Source organism: Limnohabitans planktonicus II-D5 (assembly GCF_001270065.2).
Lineage (GTDB): Bacteria > Pseudomonadota > Gammaproteobacteria > Burkholderiales > Burkholderiaceae_C > Limnohabitans_A > Limnohabitans_A planktonicus.
This window is the reverse complement of record NZ_LFYT02000028.1, coordinates 20,594-37,258: the sequence shown is the minus strand read 5'-3', so window position 1 is coordinate 37,258 and position 16,665 is coordinate 20,594. Positions and strand designations below refer to the sequence as shown.

Annotated in this window: 15 protein-coding genes; 8 read left to right on the top strand and 7 right to left on the bottom strand. The window is 61.6% G+C overall.

Translation table 11 applies throughout. The features are described from left to right. Positions 1 to 6 precede the first annotated feature (6 nt). Both H663_RS37125 and cysS read right to left on the bottom strand, forming a co-directional pair. On the bottom strand, positions 7 to 654 hold the full coding sequence (locus H663_RS37125; protein ID WP_053175164.1) for a DNA-3-methyladenine glycosylase family protein: 648 nt from the start codon (positions 652 to 654) through the stop codon (positions 7 to 9). After that, positions 651 to 2,036, bottom strand: coding sequence for a cysteine--tRNA ligase (gene cysS, locus H663_RS37120; protein ID WP_053175161.1), 1,386 nt, complete (start codon positions 2,034 to 2,036; stop codon positions 651 to 653). Before cysS ends, H663_RS37125 begins: the two co-directional genes overlap by 4 nt. Before the next feature lie 260 nt (positions 2,037 to 2,296). Between cysS and H663_RS37115 the strand changes: the two genes are divergently transcribed. From H663_RS37115 to H663_RS37100, 4 genes are read left to right on the top strand one after another with little or no spacing between them, the layout of a single operon-like run. Further along, positions 2,297 to 2,809, top strand: coding sequence for a tetratricopeptide repeat protein (locus H663_RS37115; protein ID WP_053175158.1), 513 nt, complete (start codon positions 2,297 to 2,299; stop codon positions 2,807 to 2,809). A 58-nt stretch (positions 2,810 to 2,867) separates the two neighbouring features. Then, the gene (locus H663_RS37110) at positions 2,868 to 3,551 is read left to right on the top strand and encodes a peptidylprolyl isomerase (protein WP_083451286.1); all 684 of its coding nucleotides are present in this window, start codon (positions 2,868 to 2,870) and stop codon (positions 3,549 to 3,551) included. Between the two features lie 4 nt (positions 3,552 to 3,555). Beyond that, a complete protein-coding gene (locus H663_RS37105) occupies positions 3,556 to 4,062 on the top strand; it encodes a peptidylprolyl isomerase (protein WP_053175155.1) in 507 nt (168 codons plus the stop codon). Between the two features lie 30 nt (positions 4,063 to 4,092). Further along, the gene (locus H663_RS37100; RefSeq protein ID WP_083451285.1) at positions 4,093 to 4,920 is read left to right on the top strand and encodes a UDP-2,3-diacylglucosamine diphosphatase; all 828 of its coding nucleotides are present in this window, start codon (positions 4,093 to 4,095) and stop codon (positions 4,918 to 4,920) included. A 624-nt stretch (positions 4,921 to 5,544) separates the two neighbouring features. Here H663_RS37100 and H663_RS37095 read toward each other — a convergent pair. The 3 genes from H663_RS37095 to H663_RS37085 are packed head-to-tail and all read right to left on the bottom strand — an operon-like array spanning position 5,545 to position 9,429. Then, positions 5,545 to 6,885, bottom strand: a complete 1,341-nt coding sequence (locus tag H663_RS37095) for a 3-deoxy-D-manno-octulosonic acid transferase (protein ID WP_053176850.1) — start codon at positions 6,883 to 6,885, stop codon at positions 5,545 to 5,547. Positions 6,886 to 6,926: 41 nt separating this feature from the next. Further along, positions 6,927 to 7,997 carry a glycosyltransferase family 4 protein gene (locus H663_RS37090; RefSeq protein ID WP_053175152.1) on the bottom strand — a complete coding sequence of 357 codons (1,071 nt, stop codon included), beginning with the start codon at positions 7,995 to 7,997 and terminating at the stop codon, positions 6,927 to 6,929. 28 nt (positions 7,998 to 8,025) lie between these two features. Next, positions 8,026 to 9,429 carry a phosphomannomutase/phosphoglucomutase gene (locus H663_RS37085; protein ID WP_053175149.1) on the bottom strand — a complete coding sequence of 468 codons (1,404 nt, stop codon included), beginning with the start codon at positions 9,427 to 9,429 and terminating at the stop codon, positions 8,026 to 8,028. Positions 9,430 to 9,582: 153 nt separating this feature from the next. On the opposite strand from H663_RS37085, the gene H663_RS37080 reads away from it, so the two are divergent. From H663_RS37080 to H663_RS37070, 3 genes are read left to right on the top strand one after another with little or no spacing between them, the layout of a single operon-like run. Further along, the gene (locus H663_RS37080; protein WP_053175146.1) at positions 9,583 to 11,169 is read left to right on the top strand and encodes an Ada metal-binding domain-containing protein; all 1,587 of its coding nucleotides are present in this window, start codon (positions 9,583 to 9,585) and stop codon (positions 11,167 to 11,169) included. Continuing rightward, complete coding sequence (locus tag H663_RS37075) at positions 11,166 to 11,696, top strand: methylated-DNA--[protein]-cysteine S-methyltransferase (protein ID WP_053175142.1); 531 nt, start codon at positions 11,166 to 11,168, stop codon at positions 11,694 to 11,696. Before H663_RS37080 ends, H663_RS37075 begins: the two co-directional genes overlap by 4 nt. Next, entirely contained in the window at positions 11,693 to 12,589 is an 897-nt protein-coding gene (locus H663_RS37070; protein ID WP_053175138.1) for a DMT family transporter, read from the top strand. Before H663_RS37075 ends, H663_RS37070 begins: the two co-directional genes overlap by 4 nt. Positions 12,590 to 13,755: 1,166 nt before the next feature. On the opposite strand, the gene H663_RS37065 is transcribed toward H663_RS37070, so the two are convergent. Next, positions 13,756 to 14,826, bottom strand: a complete 1,071-nt coding sequence (locus tag H663_RS37065) for an RNA methyltransferase (RefSeq protein ID WP_053175133.1) — start codon at positions 14,824 to 14,826, stop codon at positions 13,756 to 13,758. Then, entirely contained in the window at positions 14,826 to 15,047 is a 222-nt protein-coding gene (locus H663_RS37060) for a SlyX family protein (RefSeq protein WP_053175127.1), read from the bottom strand. Before H663_RS37060 ends, H663_RS37065 begins: the two co-directional genes overlap by 1 nt. 355 nt (positions 15,048 to 15,402) lie before the next feature. On the opposite strand from H663_RS37060, the gene metK reads away from it, so the two are divergent. Further along, on the top strand, positions 15,403 to 16,584 hold the full coding sequence (gene metK, locus H663_RS37055; RefSeq protein WP_053175124.1) for a methionine adenosyltransferase: 1,182 nt from the start codon (positions 15,403 to 15,405) through the stop codon (positions 16,582 to 16,584). Positions 16,585 to 16,665 lie beyond the last annotated feature (81 nt).

The window sequence follows — 16,665 nt, the reverse complement described above, 5'->3', positions numbered from 1 at the left end:
CCATATTCAGTAAGCCACAGGCACGGGGTCCAGCGAGCGCCAAATATACCAAGTTGCCACGGTGCAGTAGGGACTCCAGGCCTGCGCCACTTCGCGGGCATCGCTGCGGCTGACCGGTTCACCCGAAAAATAGTTCTGGCTGATGCCATTGATCAGGCCCACATCGTCCAGCGGCAGCACATTCGGACGCATCAGGTGAAAGATCAGGAACATCTCGGCCGTCCAGCGGCCAATGCCACGGATGGCCACCAGCTCATCGATGATGGCCTCGTCGTCCATTTCTTGCCAATTTTTGACATGTACCGTGCCGGAGCTGAAGTGCACGGCCAGATCCACCAGGTACTCGACCTTGCGTGCCGACAAACCGGCCGCGCGCATGTCGTCCACCTTGAGCTTGAGCACCCCCGCAGGCGTCAATTTTTTGGACAGGAGCGTAAAGCGGTCCCAGACCGACTGCGCGGCCTTGACGGAAATCTGTTGGCCCACGATGGAGCGCGCCAGCGTGACAAAAGCATCGCCACGCGTCTCCAAAATGGCGCTGCCAAACTGGGGAATGAGTTTTTTCATCACCCGGTCTTTTTTGGCCAGGTGGGTACACGCTTGCGCCCAATAGCCGGGCGTGACTGGGGTTGCAGCAGTGGCTAAAACACTCACTGAGCAGCCTCCCAGGTCGTGCCGCTTGCAGAGTCCTTGAGCACGATGCCTTGTGCCAGCAAGTCGTTGCGGATGCGGTCGGCCTCGGCAAAGTTCTTGGCTTTCTTGGCATCGGCACGGGCCTGAATGTGCGCCTGAATGGCCGCTTCATCGAGACCGGCACCGGCTTGCAAATAGGTGGTGGGGTCGGTTTGCAGCAAACCCAGCACCCCGCCCAGCGCTTTGAGCAAGCCTGCGCGTTCGGCGGACTGGCTGCGGTTGACCTCGCTGGCCAACTCAAACAGCACAGACACCGCTTCGGGCGTGCCAAAGTCTTCGTCCATGGCGGCCTTGAAGCGGGCCGCCATCGGCTCGGCCCAGTCGATCTGCACCTGGGCAGGCGGCACGGTTTGCAGTGCGGTGTACAAACGTTTGAGCGCGCCTTTGGCATCGTTCAAATGCACATCGCTGTAATTGAGCGGGCTGCGGTAGTGGCTGCGCACCACGAAAAAGCGCACGGTTTCGGCGTCAAACTCCTTGAGCACATCACGGATGGTGAAAAAGTTGCCCAGGCTCTTGGACATCTTTTCGTTGTCCACATTGATGAAGCCGTTGTGCATCCAAAAGCGTGCCAAGGTCTGGCCGCTTGCGCCTTCGCTTTGCGCGATTTCATTTTCATGGTGCGGAAACTGCAAATCTGCGCCGCCGCCGTGGATGTCGAAGGTCTCACCCAACAACTGGCAGCTCATGGCCGAGCATTCAATGTGCCAGCCAGGGCGGCCTATACCGAATTCGCTGTCCCACTTGCAATCCTCGGGCTCGGTGGGCTTGGCCGACTTCCAGAGCACGAAGTCCAGCGGGTCGTGTTTGCCCCCCTCATCGGTGTTGACCGCCACGCGCTCACCCGCATTCAACTCGTCCAGCGACTTGCCCGACAACTTGCCGTAGCCTGGAAACTTGCGCACGGCGTAGTTCACATCGCCATTGCCTGCGCGATAGGCCAGGCCCTTTTGCTCCAGGGTGTGGATCATGCCCAGCATCTGGGGCACGTAGTCGGTGGCTCGGGGCTCGAATTGAGGGCGCTCGATGCCCAAGGCGTCGGCGTCCTGGTGCAGCGCGTCGATCATGCGATCGGTCAGGCTGCGGATGGTCTCGCCATTGTCCAAGGCACGTTTGATGATCTTGTCGTCTATGTCGGTGATGTTGCGCACATAAGTCACCTTCAAGCCGCTGGCCTTGAGCCAGCGCTGCACCACGTCAAACGCGATCATCGAACGGGCATGGCCCAAATGGCACAGGTCATACACCGTCATGCCACAAACGTACATGCGGACATGGCCAGCCTCAATGGGCAAAAACTCGGAAACACCACGGGTCAGTGTGTTGAAAATGCGCAGACTCATGTCAAAACAGGGTTCGGGATAGAAAAAACCACCAGGACGGCACACGGGCCGCTCAGGCAAGAAATCACAGGGAATGGGGCTCAAAACCGATCTCAACCGGGTCGCGCCGTAGACGCATGGACACCCACTCTTGAGGAGCACGGGGGCATTCGGGCCTCCGCTACAATGACCTTCCAGTATATCCCCGACAGGCGGCCTGAACGCCTGAATCGTCCACCTTCCCGACCCGTCCTGATCACGCCTTCGACGCCCTCCCCTGCATGCGCCTGCTCAATTTGTTCATTTTGTTCTGCGGCTTGCTGTCGCTCAGTGCAGTGGCTCGGGCCGACATCTACACCGATGTGAACCGATTGATTCAGTCTGGAAACTGGGACAAGGCCCTGCAACAGGCTCAGTCTCGCCTGAAAACCGCCCCCACAGACCCGCAAATGCGACTATTGCTCAGCCGCATCCAGGACGGCCAAGGCCAAACCGACGAGGCGCTGGACACCTTGCAAGCCCTGACGCAAAACTTTCCCGAACTGCCAGAACCACACAACAACCTGGCCGCCTTGCTGGTGCGGCAAAACCGGTATGCCGAAGCCTTGACGGCCTTGCAAGCGGCCATCTTGGCCCGGCCTGATTACGCCATTGCCCTGGAAAATCTGGGCGATCTGCACCTTGCACTGGCCCGCGACGCCTATGCCAACGCCTTGAAAGCGACGCCTGGGCAAACCCGCATTCAAAACAAACAATTGACCCTCGATCAACTGATCAAAAACGCTGCCCCTTGACAGGCAGTACACCCCTGCACACGGTTTTCTACTCGGCTGACAACACGGCACCCATCCCATGAAACGCACCCAATTCCTGCGCACTTTGGCCCTCACTTTGCCTTTGATCCTGATGGCGCCATGGCCGAGCCAGGCCAACACGGGCAACATCAGCAAGGTGCGCATCAGCACCTCCGCTGGTGACATCGAAGCCGAGCTGTACGCCGACAAAGCCCCTAAAACAGTGGCCAACTTTTTGCAGTACGTGAAGGACAAGCACTACGACGGCACCATCTTTCACCGCGTGATTTCCAGCTTCATGGTGCAAGGCGGCGGCTATGACGCGCAATACAAAGAAAAGAAAACCCGCGCCCCAGTGCCACACGAAGGCCGCCAGGCGCTGGCCGCAGGCTTGAAAAACACCACCGGCACACTGGCCATGGCCCGCACCAACGACCCGCAATCGGCCACCGCGCAGTTTTTCATCAACGTGGTGGACAACGCCTTTCTGGACCCTACCCCCATCCCTGACGGCGACCCGGTTGCCAAATTTGAATACCAGGGCCGCGTGTATGAAAACGTGGCCCGTGCCCAATTGCTGGGGGCCACCCAGCTTTACGGCTACACCGTTTTTGGCAAAGTCACGTCCGGCATGGACGTGGTCCAAAAAATCCGCAACACGCCCACCGGCGCAGGCGGCCCCTTCCCGACCGATGTTCCCCGGACGCCGGTTGTCATCCAATCCATCACTTTGTTGAAGTAAAACCATGAGCAATCCACAAGTAGAACTGCACATCACCGGCTACGGCGTCATCACCCTCGAACTCGATGCTGAAAAAGCCCCCAAGTCGACCGAAAACTTTCTGGCCTATGTGAACAAAGGCCACTACAACAACACGATTTTTCACCGTGTGATCCCCGGCTTCATGGTCCAGGGCGGCGGCTTCGAGCCCGGCATGAGCCAAAAGCCCACCGACGCGGCCATTGAAAACGAAGCCAACAACGGCCTCAAAAACAACGAATACACCGTGGCCATGGCACGTACATCGGCCCCCCACTCGGCTTCTTCGCAGTTCTTCATCAACGTCGCCAAAAACGACTTTTTGAACCACACCGCCCCTTCCATGCAAGGCTGGGGCTATGCCGTGTTTGGCAAAGTGGTCAAAGGCACCGAAGTGGTGGACCAGATCAAGGGCGTGAAAACCGGCAACCGTGGCGGCCACGGTGACGTGCCCAAAGAAGACGTGGTCATCGAGAAGGCCGTGGCCCTCTGATTTCACCGTCCTTTGCGCGTGCCCGTTGCCATGTCTGCCGCTCATTCTGCTCAAGTGCCCAAGCAGGCGCCAGGCAACGACGTTCATGCTATTGACAACTGGGGCCTGTTGCAGGCCCCAGCGGCATGGCACACCGTAGACCTGATCTCCGACTTGCACCTGCAAGCCAGTGAAACAGCCACCTTCGAGGCGTGGCAACACTTCATGGCGACCACGCCCGCCCAATCGGTGCTGATCCTGGGTGATTTGTTTGAGGTCTGGGTGGGCGACGATGCCGTGCCACTGGACCCGTTTTTGCAACGCTGCGCTGAGGTGTTGCGGCAAGCTTCGTGTCGCTTGCATGTGGGCTTCATGCCCGGCAACCGGGACTTTCTGGTCGGCCCCGACTTTCTCTCAGCCTGCGGCGTGCAGGCATTGACCGACCCGACCGTGCTCTGCCTGGGCAGCCAGCGCCTCTTGCTGACCCACGGCGACGCCTTGTGCCTGGAAGACAAAGCCTATCAAGCCTTTCGATTGCAGGCGCGCAACCCGCATTGGCAACAAGCTTTTCTGGCCAAGCCCCTGGAAGAACGCATGGAATTCGCCCGTAGCCTGCGCCAACTCAGCGAATCACAAAAACGCCCAGGCATGCACTTTGCTGATGCCGACCTGCCCATGAGCCTGACCTGGCTGGCGCAAACCCAAGCCGACCGGCTCATCCACGGCCACACCCATCGCCCTGCCGAGCACCCTTTAGGAAGCGCTCAAAGGCATGTCCTCAGCGACTGGTCCTTGGACCACCCCCCGCAACGCGCAGAAGTGATGCGCTTGCAACGCGACGGCGCATGGGCACGTCACAGCCTGCTGACGGCCCATTGAAGCCATCGATCCTGCACGCTGAAGTTTCATTTTTTTGCACCGTCGCCCCGTAGGTCGGCACTCGCAGAGTCCGACGTTTTTCTGCTTTGGCGCAGGCCCATGTCGGAGTCTTCGACCGCCGACCTACGAAACCATGTCGGGGTCTTCGACCGCCGACCTACGAGAAGGCAACGCCCCGTAGGTCGGCACTCGCAGAGTCCGACGTTTTTTCTGCTTTGCCGCAGGCCCATGTCGGGGTCTTCGACCACCGACCTACGAGAAGGCAACGCCCCGTAGGTCGGCACTCGCAGAGTCCGACGTTGACAGCCTACGACACAGGCACCATGTCGGGGTCTTCGACCGCCGACCTACGAAAAGGCAACACCCCGTAGGTCGGCACTCGCAGAGTCCGACGTTGACAGCCTACGGCACAGGCCCATGTCGGAGTCTTCGACCGCCGACCTACGAAAAGGCAACGCCCCGTAGGTCGGCACTCGCAGAGTCCGACGTTTTTCTGCTTTGGCGAAGGCCCATGTCGGAGTCTTCGACCGCCGACCTACGAAACCATGTCGGGGTCTTCGACCGCCGACCTACGAAAAGCACCTTGTCGGCTCTGTTGCCGCCGACCTCCAAATACACGCCCCCCTATAGGTCGAGAGGAGGCAATTCATTCATCAACGCTTGGGCATAGCGGTCGGCAGCACCTCGGCTTTGGGCGATCAAGGTCAAGCCTGCCTGTTGGGCCTGAGCCAAGGCTTGCGGTGCTTCCAGCCAGGACAGCACCTGATTCAAGGCGCCGTCCATATCGGGCACTCGCGCAGCTGCGCCAGCCTCTTCAGCCTGTTGCGAAGCTTCTGCAAAGTTGAAGGTGTGCGGCCCCATGACGATGGGACAGCCAAATGCGGCCGCTTCGATCAGGTTTTGCCCACCCAAGGGCATGAAACTGCCGCCCAGCAAGGCCATGTCGGCCATCTGAAAGTAAACCGGCATCTCGCCCAAGCTGTCGCCCAACCAAACATCGGCCTCCAGAACTGCTGCGGGCCAGGGCCCGGGCGCTTGGGGCAAGGCACTGCGCCGAAAAACTGCCCAGCCTCGCCCCTGCACCTGCTGGTGTACTTCCTCAAAACGCTGGGGGTGACGCGGCACCAAAAGCCATAGCACCCCCAGTGATTTGAAGGCTTGTACACGCGTTTCATCGGCCACCAAAGCGTCCAGCCACAGGCTTTCTTCGCCTTCGCGGGTGCTGGCCAGCATGACCACCGGCCGTGCTGCCCCACGCGCCTGCAAACCGGCACGCCATTGCAGAGCCAGCGCTTTTGCCTCGGGTTGCGGCTTGACGTCGAATTTGAGGTTGCCCAAAACCGCCAAGACCTTGGCCCCTAAAGCCGAAAGGCGCTGGGCATCGGCATCGGCCTGGGCAAAAACACCGCTCAAGCCCCGGTAAGCAGGCCCTGACAGGCTGAGCCAACGCTTTGCCGCACCAAAGGATTTGTCATTCAAACGGGCGTTGACCAGGTACAAGGGCACCGACTGCTGCTGACAGGCGCGGACCAAGGCGGGCCAAACCTCGGTTTCCATGAGCAGGCCACAACAGGGGCGGTGGTGCTGCAAAAAACGCTGCGTGGCCTCTGGCGTGTCCCAGGGCAACCAGACTTGCGCGTCACCGGGCAACAGCAGAGCCTGGCCTTGCGCCCTGCCGGTGGCGGTGCTGTGGGTCAACAACAAACGCATGCCCGGAAGGCGCTGGCGCAAGGCGTCAATCAACAAGGCTGCAGCGCGGGTTTCACCCAATGACACCGCATGCACCCACACCGCTCCGGCCTGCGCAGGTGGGGTGTCGTAGTGCCCAAAGCGCTCAGGCACCTGCTGCAAATAGCCGGGCTCGGTGCTTCCACGCCGCTGCAATTTGCGGCGCAAAAGGGGCTGCAAGGCGCGCATGAGCAATGCGTAGCCGCCCAACGTGAAGCGTTCCTTGAGGTGCTGCATGCGACGCCCCCACGCACTGAGCGGCTGGGCACAGCCTGCCATCACCGGGTAAACAGCTGCGTGTACACGTCAGCAATGCCCTGGGCTTCTTTGGCCAGAGAAAATTGCGCGATCACCCGCTCACGCGCCGCCCGGCCCATGGCCAGCGCCTGGTCTTGATCGCGCAAGACCTTGAGCACCGCTTGCGCCAGGCCCGGGGCGTCACCGGGCTCCACCATCTCGCCCGTCAGTCCGGGCACCGTGATCAGGTCAAAAGCGCCGGTGCGCGAGCACACCAGGGCGCATTCCGCCGATGCGGCCTCGAACGGGGTCAGGCCAAAGGGTTCATAGCGTGGGCAAGCCACACACAGCAGGCAACGCTGGTACCACAGATGAATGTCACTGGTGGGCAATTGCCCCAGAAAAATGATGCGATCGCTCAGGCCTGCAGCGGCGATTTTGGCGATCAGAGCGTCCTGATACGCCTTGTGCTTGGGCAAGGCCATTCCGGTGATGACTGCCGTAGCGCCGGGCAATTGCGGCAGGGCTGCGATCATGGCGTCCACAAACACATCGGTGCCCTTGGTGGGCCGAATGCGGCCAAACACGCCAATGCCGTATTCACCCGGCAAGCCCGAGTCCTTCCAGGCGGTGCGCTTGTCAGCCGGTGGCGAAAAACGCGACAGGTCAATGCCATGCGGCACCACCGCCGTGGTGTTGGGCACAAAAGATGCCGCTTCCTGCGTGGTGGAGATCACCGCGTCCATTTTGGAGATCAGCCAGCGCGGAAACGCGCTGTGCAAATGCTTGGCCGCCGAGGTGAACACCAGCTTGATGGGCAGGCGCAAGACATCGCGCGCAAAAATGGCCGCCATCATTTCCGGATCGCGGCGCACATGCCAGATGCGAAACGCCCGGCCTTCGGGCGGCTTGCGCGAGATCTTGATGGCCTCGCGCAAACTCATGCCGTCGATGCCGTTGGACATGCGCGTCCCGCAAAACCCCAGTCGCCATTGCTGCGCCTGCAAAGGCACCAACGCATTGATAGTGGCCGACACGCCGGTGTAGCGCTCTTTCAAATTGAAAACGATGACCTCGGGGTCGGGGCTGAGCACGGAGCTGGCGGAATTCATGGGGAGAGCTTTCTGGAAGGAGGCGTGTTCAGTGCGCAGAGGCTTCGATCTGCGCATCGGGCTTGACCGAACGCAGCAGGGTCAGCATTTCGCCTTCGATGCGATGCAGCGCCGCTTCGGTCTGGCCTTCAAAGCGCAGCACCAGCACGGGGGTGGTGTTGGAGGCACGGATCAGACCAAATCCATCGGGCCAGTCCACGCGCAGGCCGTCGATGTCCGACACCTTGGCGGGTGCACTGAAAGCGCTGGCGGCCTTGGCCTGCAGGGCGCTGGTCACGCTGTGCGGCTCGCCTTCGGCGCACTTCACATTCAGCTCGGGCGTGCTGAAGCTGGTGGGCAAGGCGTTGAGCACGGCGTTGGCATCGGGGCTCTTGCTGACGATTTCCAGCAAACGGCAACCGGCGTAGGTGCCGTCGTCAAAACCATACCAGCGCTCCTTGAAGAAGATGTGCCCGCTCATCTCACCGCCCAGCGGGGCCTGGCCGCCTTCGGCCTCAATCGCCTTCATCTTGGCCTTGATCAGCGAGTGACCGGTTTTGTACATCAGCGGCTTGCCGCCAGCGGCCTCGATGGCCGGGGCCAGGCGCTGTGAGCACTTCACGTCAAACAAGATGGTGCCGCCGGGCACGCGGCTGAGCACGTCCTGGGCAAACAGCTGCATCTGGCGGTCGGGGTAGATGTTGTTGCCGTCTTGGGTGACGATGCCCAGGCGGTCGCCGTCACCGTCAAACGCCAGGCCCAACTCGGCTCCAGTGGTTTGCAGGGCATTCATCAGGTCTTGCAAGTTTTCGGGCTTGCTGGGGTCGGGATGGTGGTTGGGAAATTCGCCATCGACTTCGCTGAACAGCTCGATCACTTCGCAGCCCAAGGCGCGGAAAATGCCGGGGGCTGAGGCCCCTGCAATGCCGTTGCCCGAGTCCACCACGATCTTCATGGGGCGGGCCAAGTGAATGTCGCCCACGATGCGCTGGGTGTAGTCGGCCAGCACATCCAAATGCGACACGCTGCCACCGGCTTTGAGCTGCCAGGTTTCGGTTTCCATCATCTGGCGCAGGGCCTGGATTTCGTCGCCGTAAATGGCACGGCCCGCCAAGACCATCTTGAAGCCGTTGTAGTCCTTGGGGTTGTGACTGCCGGTGACCTGGATGCCGCTTTGGCAGGCGGTGTTGGCCGCAAAGTAGAGCATGGGCGTGGTGGCCATGCCGATGTCGATGACCTGAATGCCTGCTGCCACCAAGCCGCGAATCAGCGCAGCCGACAAGCCAGGCCCACTCAGGCGGCCATCACGCCCCACAGCCACCTGGGTCTGGCCCTCGGCCAGCGCCTGGGTGCCAAAGGCCTTGCCTAGGCCCTCGGCCACTTGCTCGTTCAGCGTGGACGGCACCACGCCGCGGATGTCATAGGCTTTGAAGATGGAGGAGGTGACTTGCATGGGATGAACCAATCAAAAGCCATCAGGCTTGGTTTATGAATTGAATGCGCATTGTAGGCGGCAAGGGCTGGCCAAACAGGGCATCACCATGGGTCCGAAAACAGCACAAACCTGCCGCTTGTGCATACCCGTTTGCCGATAACATGACCGTCAATGCGGCCCCTTCAAATTCCCCCACCCCCACCAGCGGCCCCTGACGCTGGCCTGGACGCGCAGCGCTGTTACCAGGCCATGGCCGACAAGGATGCGGCGTGGGATGGGCTGTTTTTCACTGGCGTGACCTCCACCGGGATTTATTGCCGCCCTGTTTGCCGGGTGAAACTGCCGCGCCAAGCCAATTGCCGCTTTTTTGAAACAGCCGCTCAAGCCGAGGCACACGGTTTCAGGCCCTGCCTGCGCTGCCGCCCGGAACTGGCCCCCGCTCGTCGCTTTTGGTCCACCACCGATGCCCAAGCGGTGCTGGCCGAATGCGCGGCCCAACAGCTGCAATCGGCCATTCAGCAAGGCCTCAAGCCGCCCAGCATGGCGGCATTGGCGGCGCAGCTGGGCGTGAGCGACCGGCACTTGAGGCGTCTGTTTTTGCGCCATTGGCAGGTCTCGCCCCTGCAATTCCTGCAAACCCAAAGGCTGCTGCACGCCAAACAGTGGCTGCAAGACAGCCCCCTGTCGGTGGCCCATGTGGCGCGTGCCAGTGGTTTTGGCTCGGCCAGGCGCCTGTACGCCGCATTTGCCCAGCACTACCAACTCAGCCCGGGGCAACTTCGAACCGCAAGCGCGCCGCAGCGCAAGGCCCCCCTGCCCGGCACCGCCCTGGTTTTGCCCTACCGACCGCCTTGCCAAATCGCCACGCTTTGGCAGTTTCTGAAAGACCGCAGCTTGAGCGGCATGGAAAGCTGGGAGGGCCAAGGCCCGGACGCCGTGTTGCGCAGAACGGTGCGCTGGCCCCATGCAAGCCATGCCATCACCGGCTGGCTGGAGCTGCGCTGGGACCGCACGCAAGCCGTGGTGCACCTGCGGGTCAGCGCCTCATTGGACCCCGTGTTGCCCCAAGTGGTGGCGCAGGTGCGAGACTGGCTGGACCTGGACGCCGAGCCCGCCCGCATCGCACAGGTGATTGGGCGTGATTTTCCGCAAGCCCTGGGCCAACGTCTGCCCGGCTGCCTGGATGGTTTTGAGCTGGCCGTGCGCGCCATTTTGGGTCAACAAATCAGCGTCAAAGCCGCCCGCACTTTGGGCCAAAGGCTGGTCAACACACTGGGCGAGCCCTGCAACACCCCCTGGCCCGAGCTGAACCGTACGTTTCCCAGCCCGGCCACTTTGGCGCGAGAAGAAAACGCCGCACACATGGGTAGCCTGGGCTTGGTGCGGCAACGTCAAAAAGCCATTCAGGCACTGGCGCAGGCAGTCGAATCGGGCAACCTGGACCTCAGCCCCCAAGCCAAGGTGGAGCCCACCTTACAGGCGCTCATGGCCTTGCCCGGCATCGGCCCCTGGACGGCCCACTACATCGCCATGCGCGCCCTGCGCTGGGTAGACGCCTGGCCCGTGCAGGACGTGGCCTTGCAAACCGCCTTGGGTGTGCGTCAGCACCCGCGCCCCACCCAAGCCCTGGAAGCCTTGGGCCAGGCCTGGCGGCCCTGCCGCAGCTATGCCCTGATCGCGGCCTGGCAGCGCTTGGCCCCTCAAGCTGAGCGATCTGATCACCCCGAGCCCCACAACCACAAAGCCCACACACAATGACACCCCTGTTGACCCAACAATGGAACAGCCCCTTGGGGCCGATGATCCTGGCCGCTTCAGACTTGGGCCTGTGCGGCGTCTGGTTTGAAGGCCAGCGGCATGGCCCAAGCGTTGAACGCCTGCGCGGCTGGACAAGCGTCACCGCACACCCGCTGCTGCAAGACGCCTGCACGCAATTGCAGGCCTATTTCACGGGCGATCTGAGCCGCTTTGATCTGCCGCTGGACCTGTCGGCAGGCACCGCATTCCAACAATCGGTTTGGCAAGCTCTTCTGCACATCCCGTCTGGCCACAGCCAAAGTTATGGCGATCTGGCCCGGCAGCTGAACAACCCCAAAGCGGTGCGCGCTGTGGGCGCTGCCGTGGGGCGCAACCCGGTGAGTATCATCGTGCCCTGTCACCGCATCTTGGGCGGCGGTGGCCAACTCACGGGCTATGCAGGCGGGCTGTGGCGCAAACAGGCGCTGCTCAAACTGGAAGGCCACCCCATAGCCCTGCCAACCACTGTTGCCCTCTTTCCTGAATGACCACTTCTCACGCCAAAGGCTGGCTGGCCGACTTTCTGATCCTGGCCGCCATTTGGGGCTCGTCCTTTTTGTTCATGCGCATGGCGGCCGTCGAATTGGGTGCCTTGCCCACCGCTGCCATGCGGGTGGCCATTGCCGCTGTTTTTTTGCTGCCCATCATGCTGGCCAAAGGGCACTGGGCTGAGCTGCGCCGTCATTGGAAACCCGTGCTGTTTGTTGGCGCACTCAACAGTGGCATTCCGTTTGCCCTTTATTCGTTTGCGGTCATGCACATCACCACGGGTTTTTCATCCATCTTGAACGCCACCGTGCCTTTGTTTGGCGCAGTGGTGGCCTGGCTTTGGCTGGGCGACAAGCCCAGCCTGTCACGCACCGTGGGTCTGGCCATCGGATTTGGCGGCGTGGTGCTGCTGGCCGGTGGGCAGGCCAGCTTCAAGCCCAACGCCTCGGGCATAGCCCCCGCATGGGCGGTGCTGGCTTGTCTGGCGGCCACCACCTGCTATGCGCTGTCGGCCAGCTTCACCAAAAAGCACATCCCCAGCCTGCCCCCGCTGGTCACCGCCACAGGCAGCCAAATCGGGGCCACCTTGGCTTTGCTGTTGCCAGCGCTGTGGTGGCGCCCCGACCACTGGCCCAGCGCCTCCGTCTGGTGGTCATTGATCACCGTGGGCGTGCTGTGCACCGGCGTGGCCTACATCCTGTATTTCAGACTCATCGAAGTGGCGGGGCCAGCACGCGCTTTGACGGTCACGTTTTTGGTGCCCGTCTTTGCCATCGCTTACGGCGTGCTGTTTCTGGGCGAAACCGTCACCGCCTGGATGCTGCTGTGCGGCGCGGTGATTTTGCTGGGCACATCGCTGTCCAGCGGGCTGGTCAAACTGCCGGGGCGTTGAGCGGGGGGCCATGCATTTGTAGGTCGGCGGCTTCGGCCCCGACATGAGGCCTTCGCAAAACCAACAACGTCGGACTCTGCGAGTGCCGACCTACGGGGGGGCGGCAATTTGTCGGCGCGAAGACCCGGTCATGGGCCGTTTTGTAGGTCGGCGGTCGAAGACTCCGACAACGGTGCTTGACATGAGGTGATGCGCAAAAGGGCTTGCGGCTTGCCCACAACGTCGGACTCTGCGAGTGCCGACCTACGGGGAATGCGGCAATTTGTCGGCGCAAAGACCCGGCCATGGGGCATTTTGTAGGTCGGCGGTCGAAGACCCCGACAACGGTGCATGACACGATGTGAGGTGCGATGAGTCTTGCGGTCTGCCCACAACGTCGGACTCTGCGAGTGCCGACCTACGGGGAATGCGGCAATTTGTCGGCGCGAAGACCCGGCCATGGGCCGTTTTGTAGGTCGGCGGTCGAAGACTCCGACAACGGTGCTTGACACGCGGTGATGCGCGATGAGGCTTGCGGTCTGCCCACAACGTCGGACTCTTCGAGTGCCGACCTACGGGGAGTGCGGCAATTTGTCGGCGCGAAGACCCGGCCATGGGGCATTTTGTAGGTCGGCGGTCGAAGACCCCGACAACGGTGCTTGACACGCTGTGATGTGCGATGAGTCTTGAGGCTTGCCCACATCGTCGGACTCTGCGAGTGCCGACCTACGGGGAGTGCGGCGATTTGTCGGCGCAAAGACCCGGCCATGGGGCATTTTGTAGGTCGGCGGTCGAAGACCCCGACAACGGTGCATGGCATGAGGTGATGCGCAAAGGGGCTTGCGGCTTGCCCACAACGTCGGACTCTGCGAGTGCCGACCTACGGGGAATGCGGTAATTTATCCCCGCGAAGACCCGGCCATGGGGCATTTTGTAGGTCGGCGGTCGAAGACCCCGACAACGGTGCTTGACACGCGGTGATGCGCAATGCGTCTTGCGGCTTGCCCACATCGTCGGACTCTGCGAGTGCCGACCTACGGGGTTGCGGCAATTTGTCGGCGCGAAGACCCGGCCATGGGCCGTTTTGTAGGTCGGCGGTCGAAGACCCCGACATCGGTGCTTGACACGCGGTGATGCGCAATGAGTCTTGCGGCTTGCCAGCAACGTCGGACTCTGCGAGTGCCGACCTACGGGGAGTGGCGTGTGGCCTGGGGCTTCGAGCCTGACATGAACATTTTCACGGGCTGTACGCGCTGCACATCGCGGGCGCGCAACTGGCCGCAGCCGCCGTCCACGTCCTGCCCGGCGGATTGGCGCAGTTTGGTCAGCACGCCGCGCTGGTGCAGGGTGCGGGCGATGTCGGCGGCGCGTTCCCAACTCGGCCGGGCATAAGGCAGATCGGGCACCGCGTTGTAGGGAATCATGTTCATCAGCGCGTATTTGCCTTTCAGCAAACGCACGATGCCTTCGATTTCTTCGGCGCTGTCGTTCACCCCCTCGATCAGCGTCCATTGGTACTGGATCGGGTAGCCGGTGGCGCGGGCGTACACCTCACCCGCATCCACCAAATCTTGTGGGTCAAAGCGCGGGGCTCGCGGCAGCAGTTGCGCCCGCAGATCGGCACGCGTGGTGTGCAGCGACAAGGCCAAGGCAGGCTTGACGCGGCCTTGTGGCAAACGCTCAAACACCCGCGCATCCCCCACGGTGGAAAACACCAGATTTTTGTGCCCGATATTGCCCACCGTGCCCAGCAGGTCGATGGCGTCCATCACCGCATCCAGGTTGTGCGAAGGCTCGCCCATGCCCATGAAGACAACTTTTTTAACGGGCCTGAGCGTGCGGGCCAACGCCACCTGTGCCACGATCTCGGCACTGCCCACCTGGCGAATCAGGCCTTCACGGCCGGTCATGCAAAACACACAGCCCACCGCGCAACCGACCTGGCTGGAAACACACAGGCCATCGCGCGGCAGCAAAACGCTTTCCACCGTCTGACCGTCTTGCAGACCCACCAGCAAGCGCGCCGAGCCGTCTTGAGCCGGGTGCTGTTCGCGCAAGGTGGCCAAGGCTGCGAAGGCCTCACTCAACGCAGGCAGTGCCTCACGCACCGCCGTGGGCATGAAGCTTGCCAGCGGCCTGCGCCCACTGTTTTGCGGTTTGGCTTGTGTCCACAGACGCAGCACGCGCTGCTCATGCAAGGCATTGGCGCCCAGGGCACGCAAATGGTCCCGAATGTCATGAATGCTGTGAAAGTTCATCAGTAATGCGGCGGAATCTCGTCACGCAAATTGCGCACTTCAGCGCCACCGCCCGACTCGGGCAGGCGTTCGCGCATCTGGCGCAGCTCCTGAATGAGCGCGTCAATTTGCTGCTGCTGGCGGTACACCTGCGCATTGAGTTGGTCCAGCAGGTCTTCGGTAAAGCCCGCCTTGATTTCCAGATCAACCAGGCGGTTTTCAATAGGGGTTGGAATGTCCATGGGCTGTATTGGACCTGATTTTTTGACGCACGCCGGGGTTATGTCAAAAGTGTCGGACTCTGCGAGTACCGACCTATGGGAACCATGTGTTTGTAGGTCGGCGGCTTCAGCCCCGACATCTGGCCTGCGCCGAAGCGGACAAACGTCGAAGCAGAAGCGCCGACCTACGGAAGGCGTGTATCTGGCGGTCAATGACCCTGGCATGGGCTTCCTGCCAAGTTGATACAATCCGCGCATCGCCGAGTTAACTGAACTACTTGCAGGGCGATTCACAAATTCTGCTAAAGCGTTCGCCAGGCTCCGGGTTCTCAGGGTCGGCAACGCCGACAAACCTTTGAAAACAGGAGCCTTTTTCATGTCTAACGACTACCTCTTTACTTCCGAATCCGTCTCGGAAGGCCACCCCGACAAGGTCGCCGACCAGATCTCTGATGCGATCCTGGACGCCATCTTTACTCAAGACCCGCTGAGCCGCGTGGCGGCCGAAACCCTGACCAACACCGGCCTGGTCGTGTTGGCTGGTGAAATCACCACGCAAGCCAATGTGGATTACATCCAGGTGGCGCGTGACACCATCAAACGCATCGGCTACGACAACACCGACTACGGCATCGACCACAAAGGCTGCGCTGTGTTGGTGGCTTATGACAAGCAGTCCAACGACATCGCCCAGGGCGTGGACCACGCGTCCGACGACTTTTTGAACATTGGCGCGGGTGACCAGGGCCTGATGTTTGGCTTCGCCTGCAGCGAAACACCCGAGCTGATGCCCGCCCCGATTTACTACGCCCACCGCCTGATGGAGCGCCAGGCCCAGTTGCGCAAGGACGGCCGTCTGCCCTTCTTGCGCCCCGACGCCAAAAGCCAGGTGACCATGCGCTATGTGGACGGCAAACCCCACAGCATCGACACCGTGGTGCTGTCCACCCAGCACAGCCCTGACCAGTCGGAAACGGCCACGAAGATGAAGGCCAGCTTCACCGAAGCCATCATCGAAGAGATCATCAAGCCCGTGCTGCCCAAAGAGTGGCTGCAAGACACCAAATACCTGATCAACCCCACGGGCCGTTTCGTCATCGGTGGTCCTCAAGGCGACTGTGGCCTGACGGGTCGCAAGATCATTGTGGACACCTACGGCGGTGCTTGCCCCCACGGTGGTGGCGCGTTCTCGGGCAAAGACCCCTCCAAAGTGGACCGCTCAGCCGCTTATGCCGCCCGCTACGTGGCCAAGAACATCGTGGCCGCTGGTCTGGCCACCCAGTGCCAAGTGCAGGTCGCTTACGCGATTGGCGTGGCACGCCCCATGAACATCACCGTCAACACGGCAGGCACTGGCGTGATCGCTGATGACAAGCTGTCTGCCATGGTGGCCGAACACTTTGACCTGCGCCCCAAAGGCATCATCCAGATGCTGGACCTGCTGCGCCCCATCTACAGCAAGACCGCTGCTTACGGCCACTTTGGCCGCGACGAGCCCGACTTCACTTGGGAGCGCACGGATCGCGCAGCCGCATTGCGTGCAGCCGCCGGGCTGTAAACAGACACGTTGTGGGCTGGTGTGTGAAGTCGATCACACACCTTGCCAGCACCAGCCGCTTTCGGAAAGAATCACGGCTTT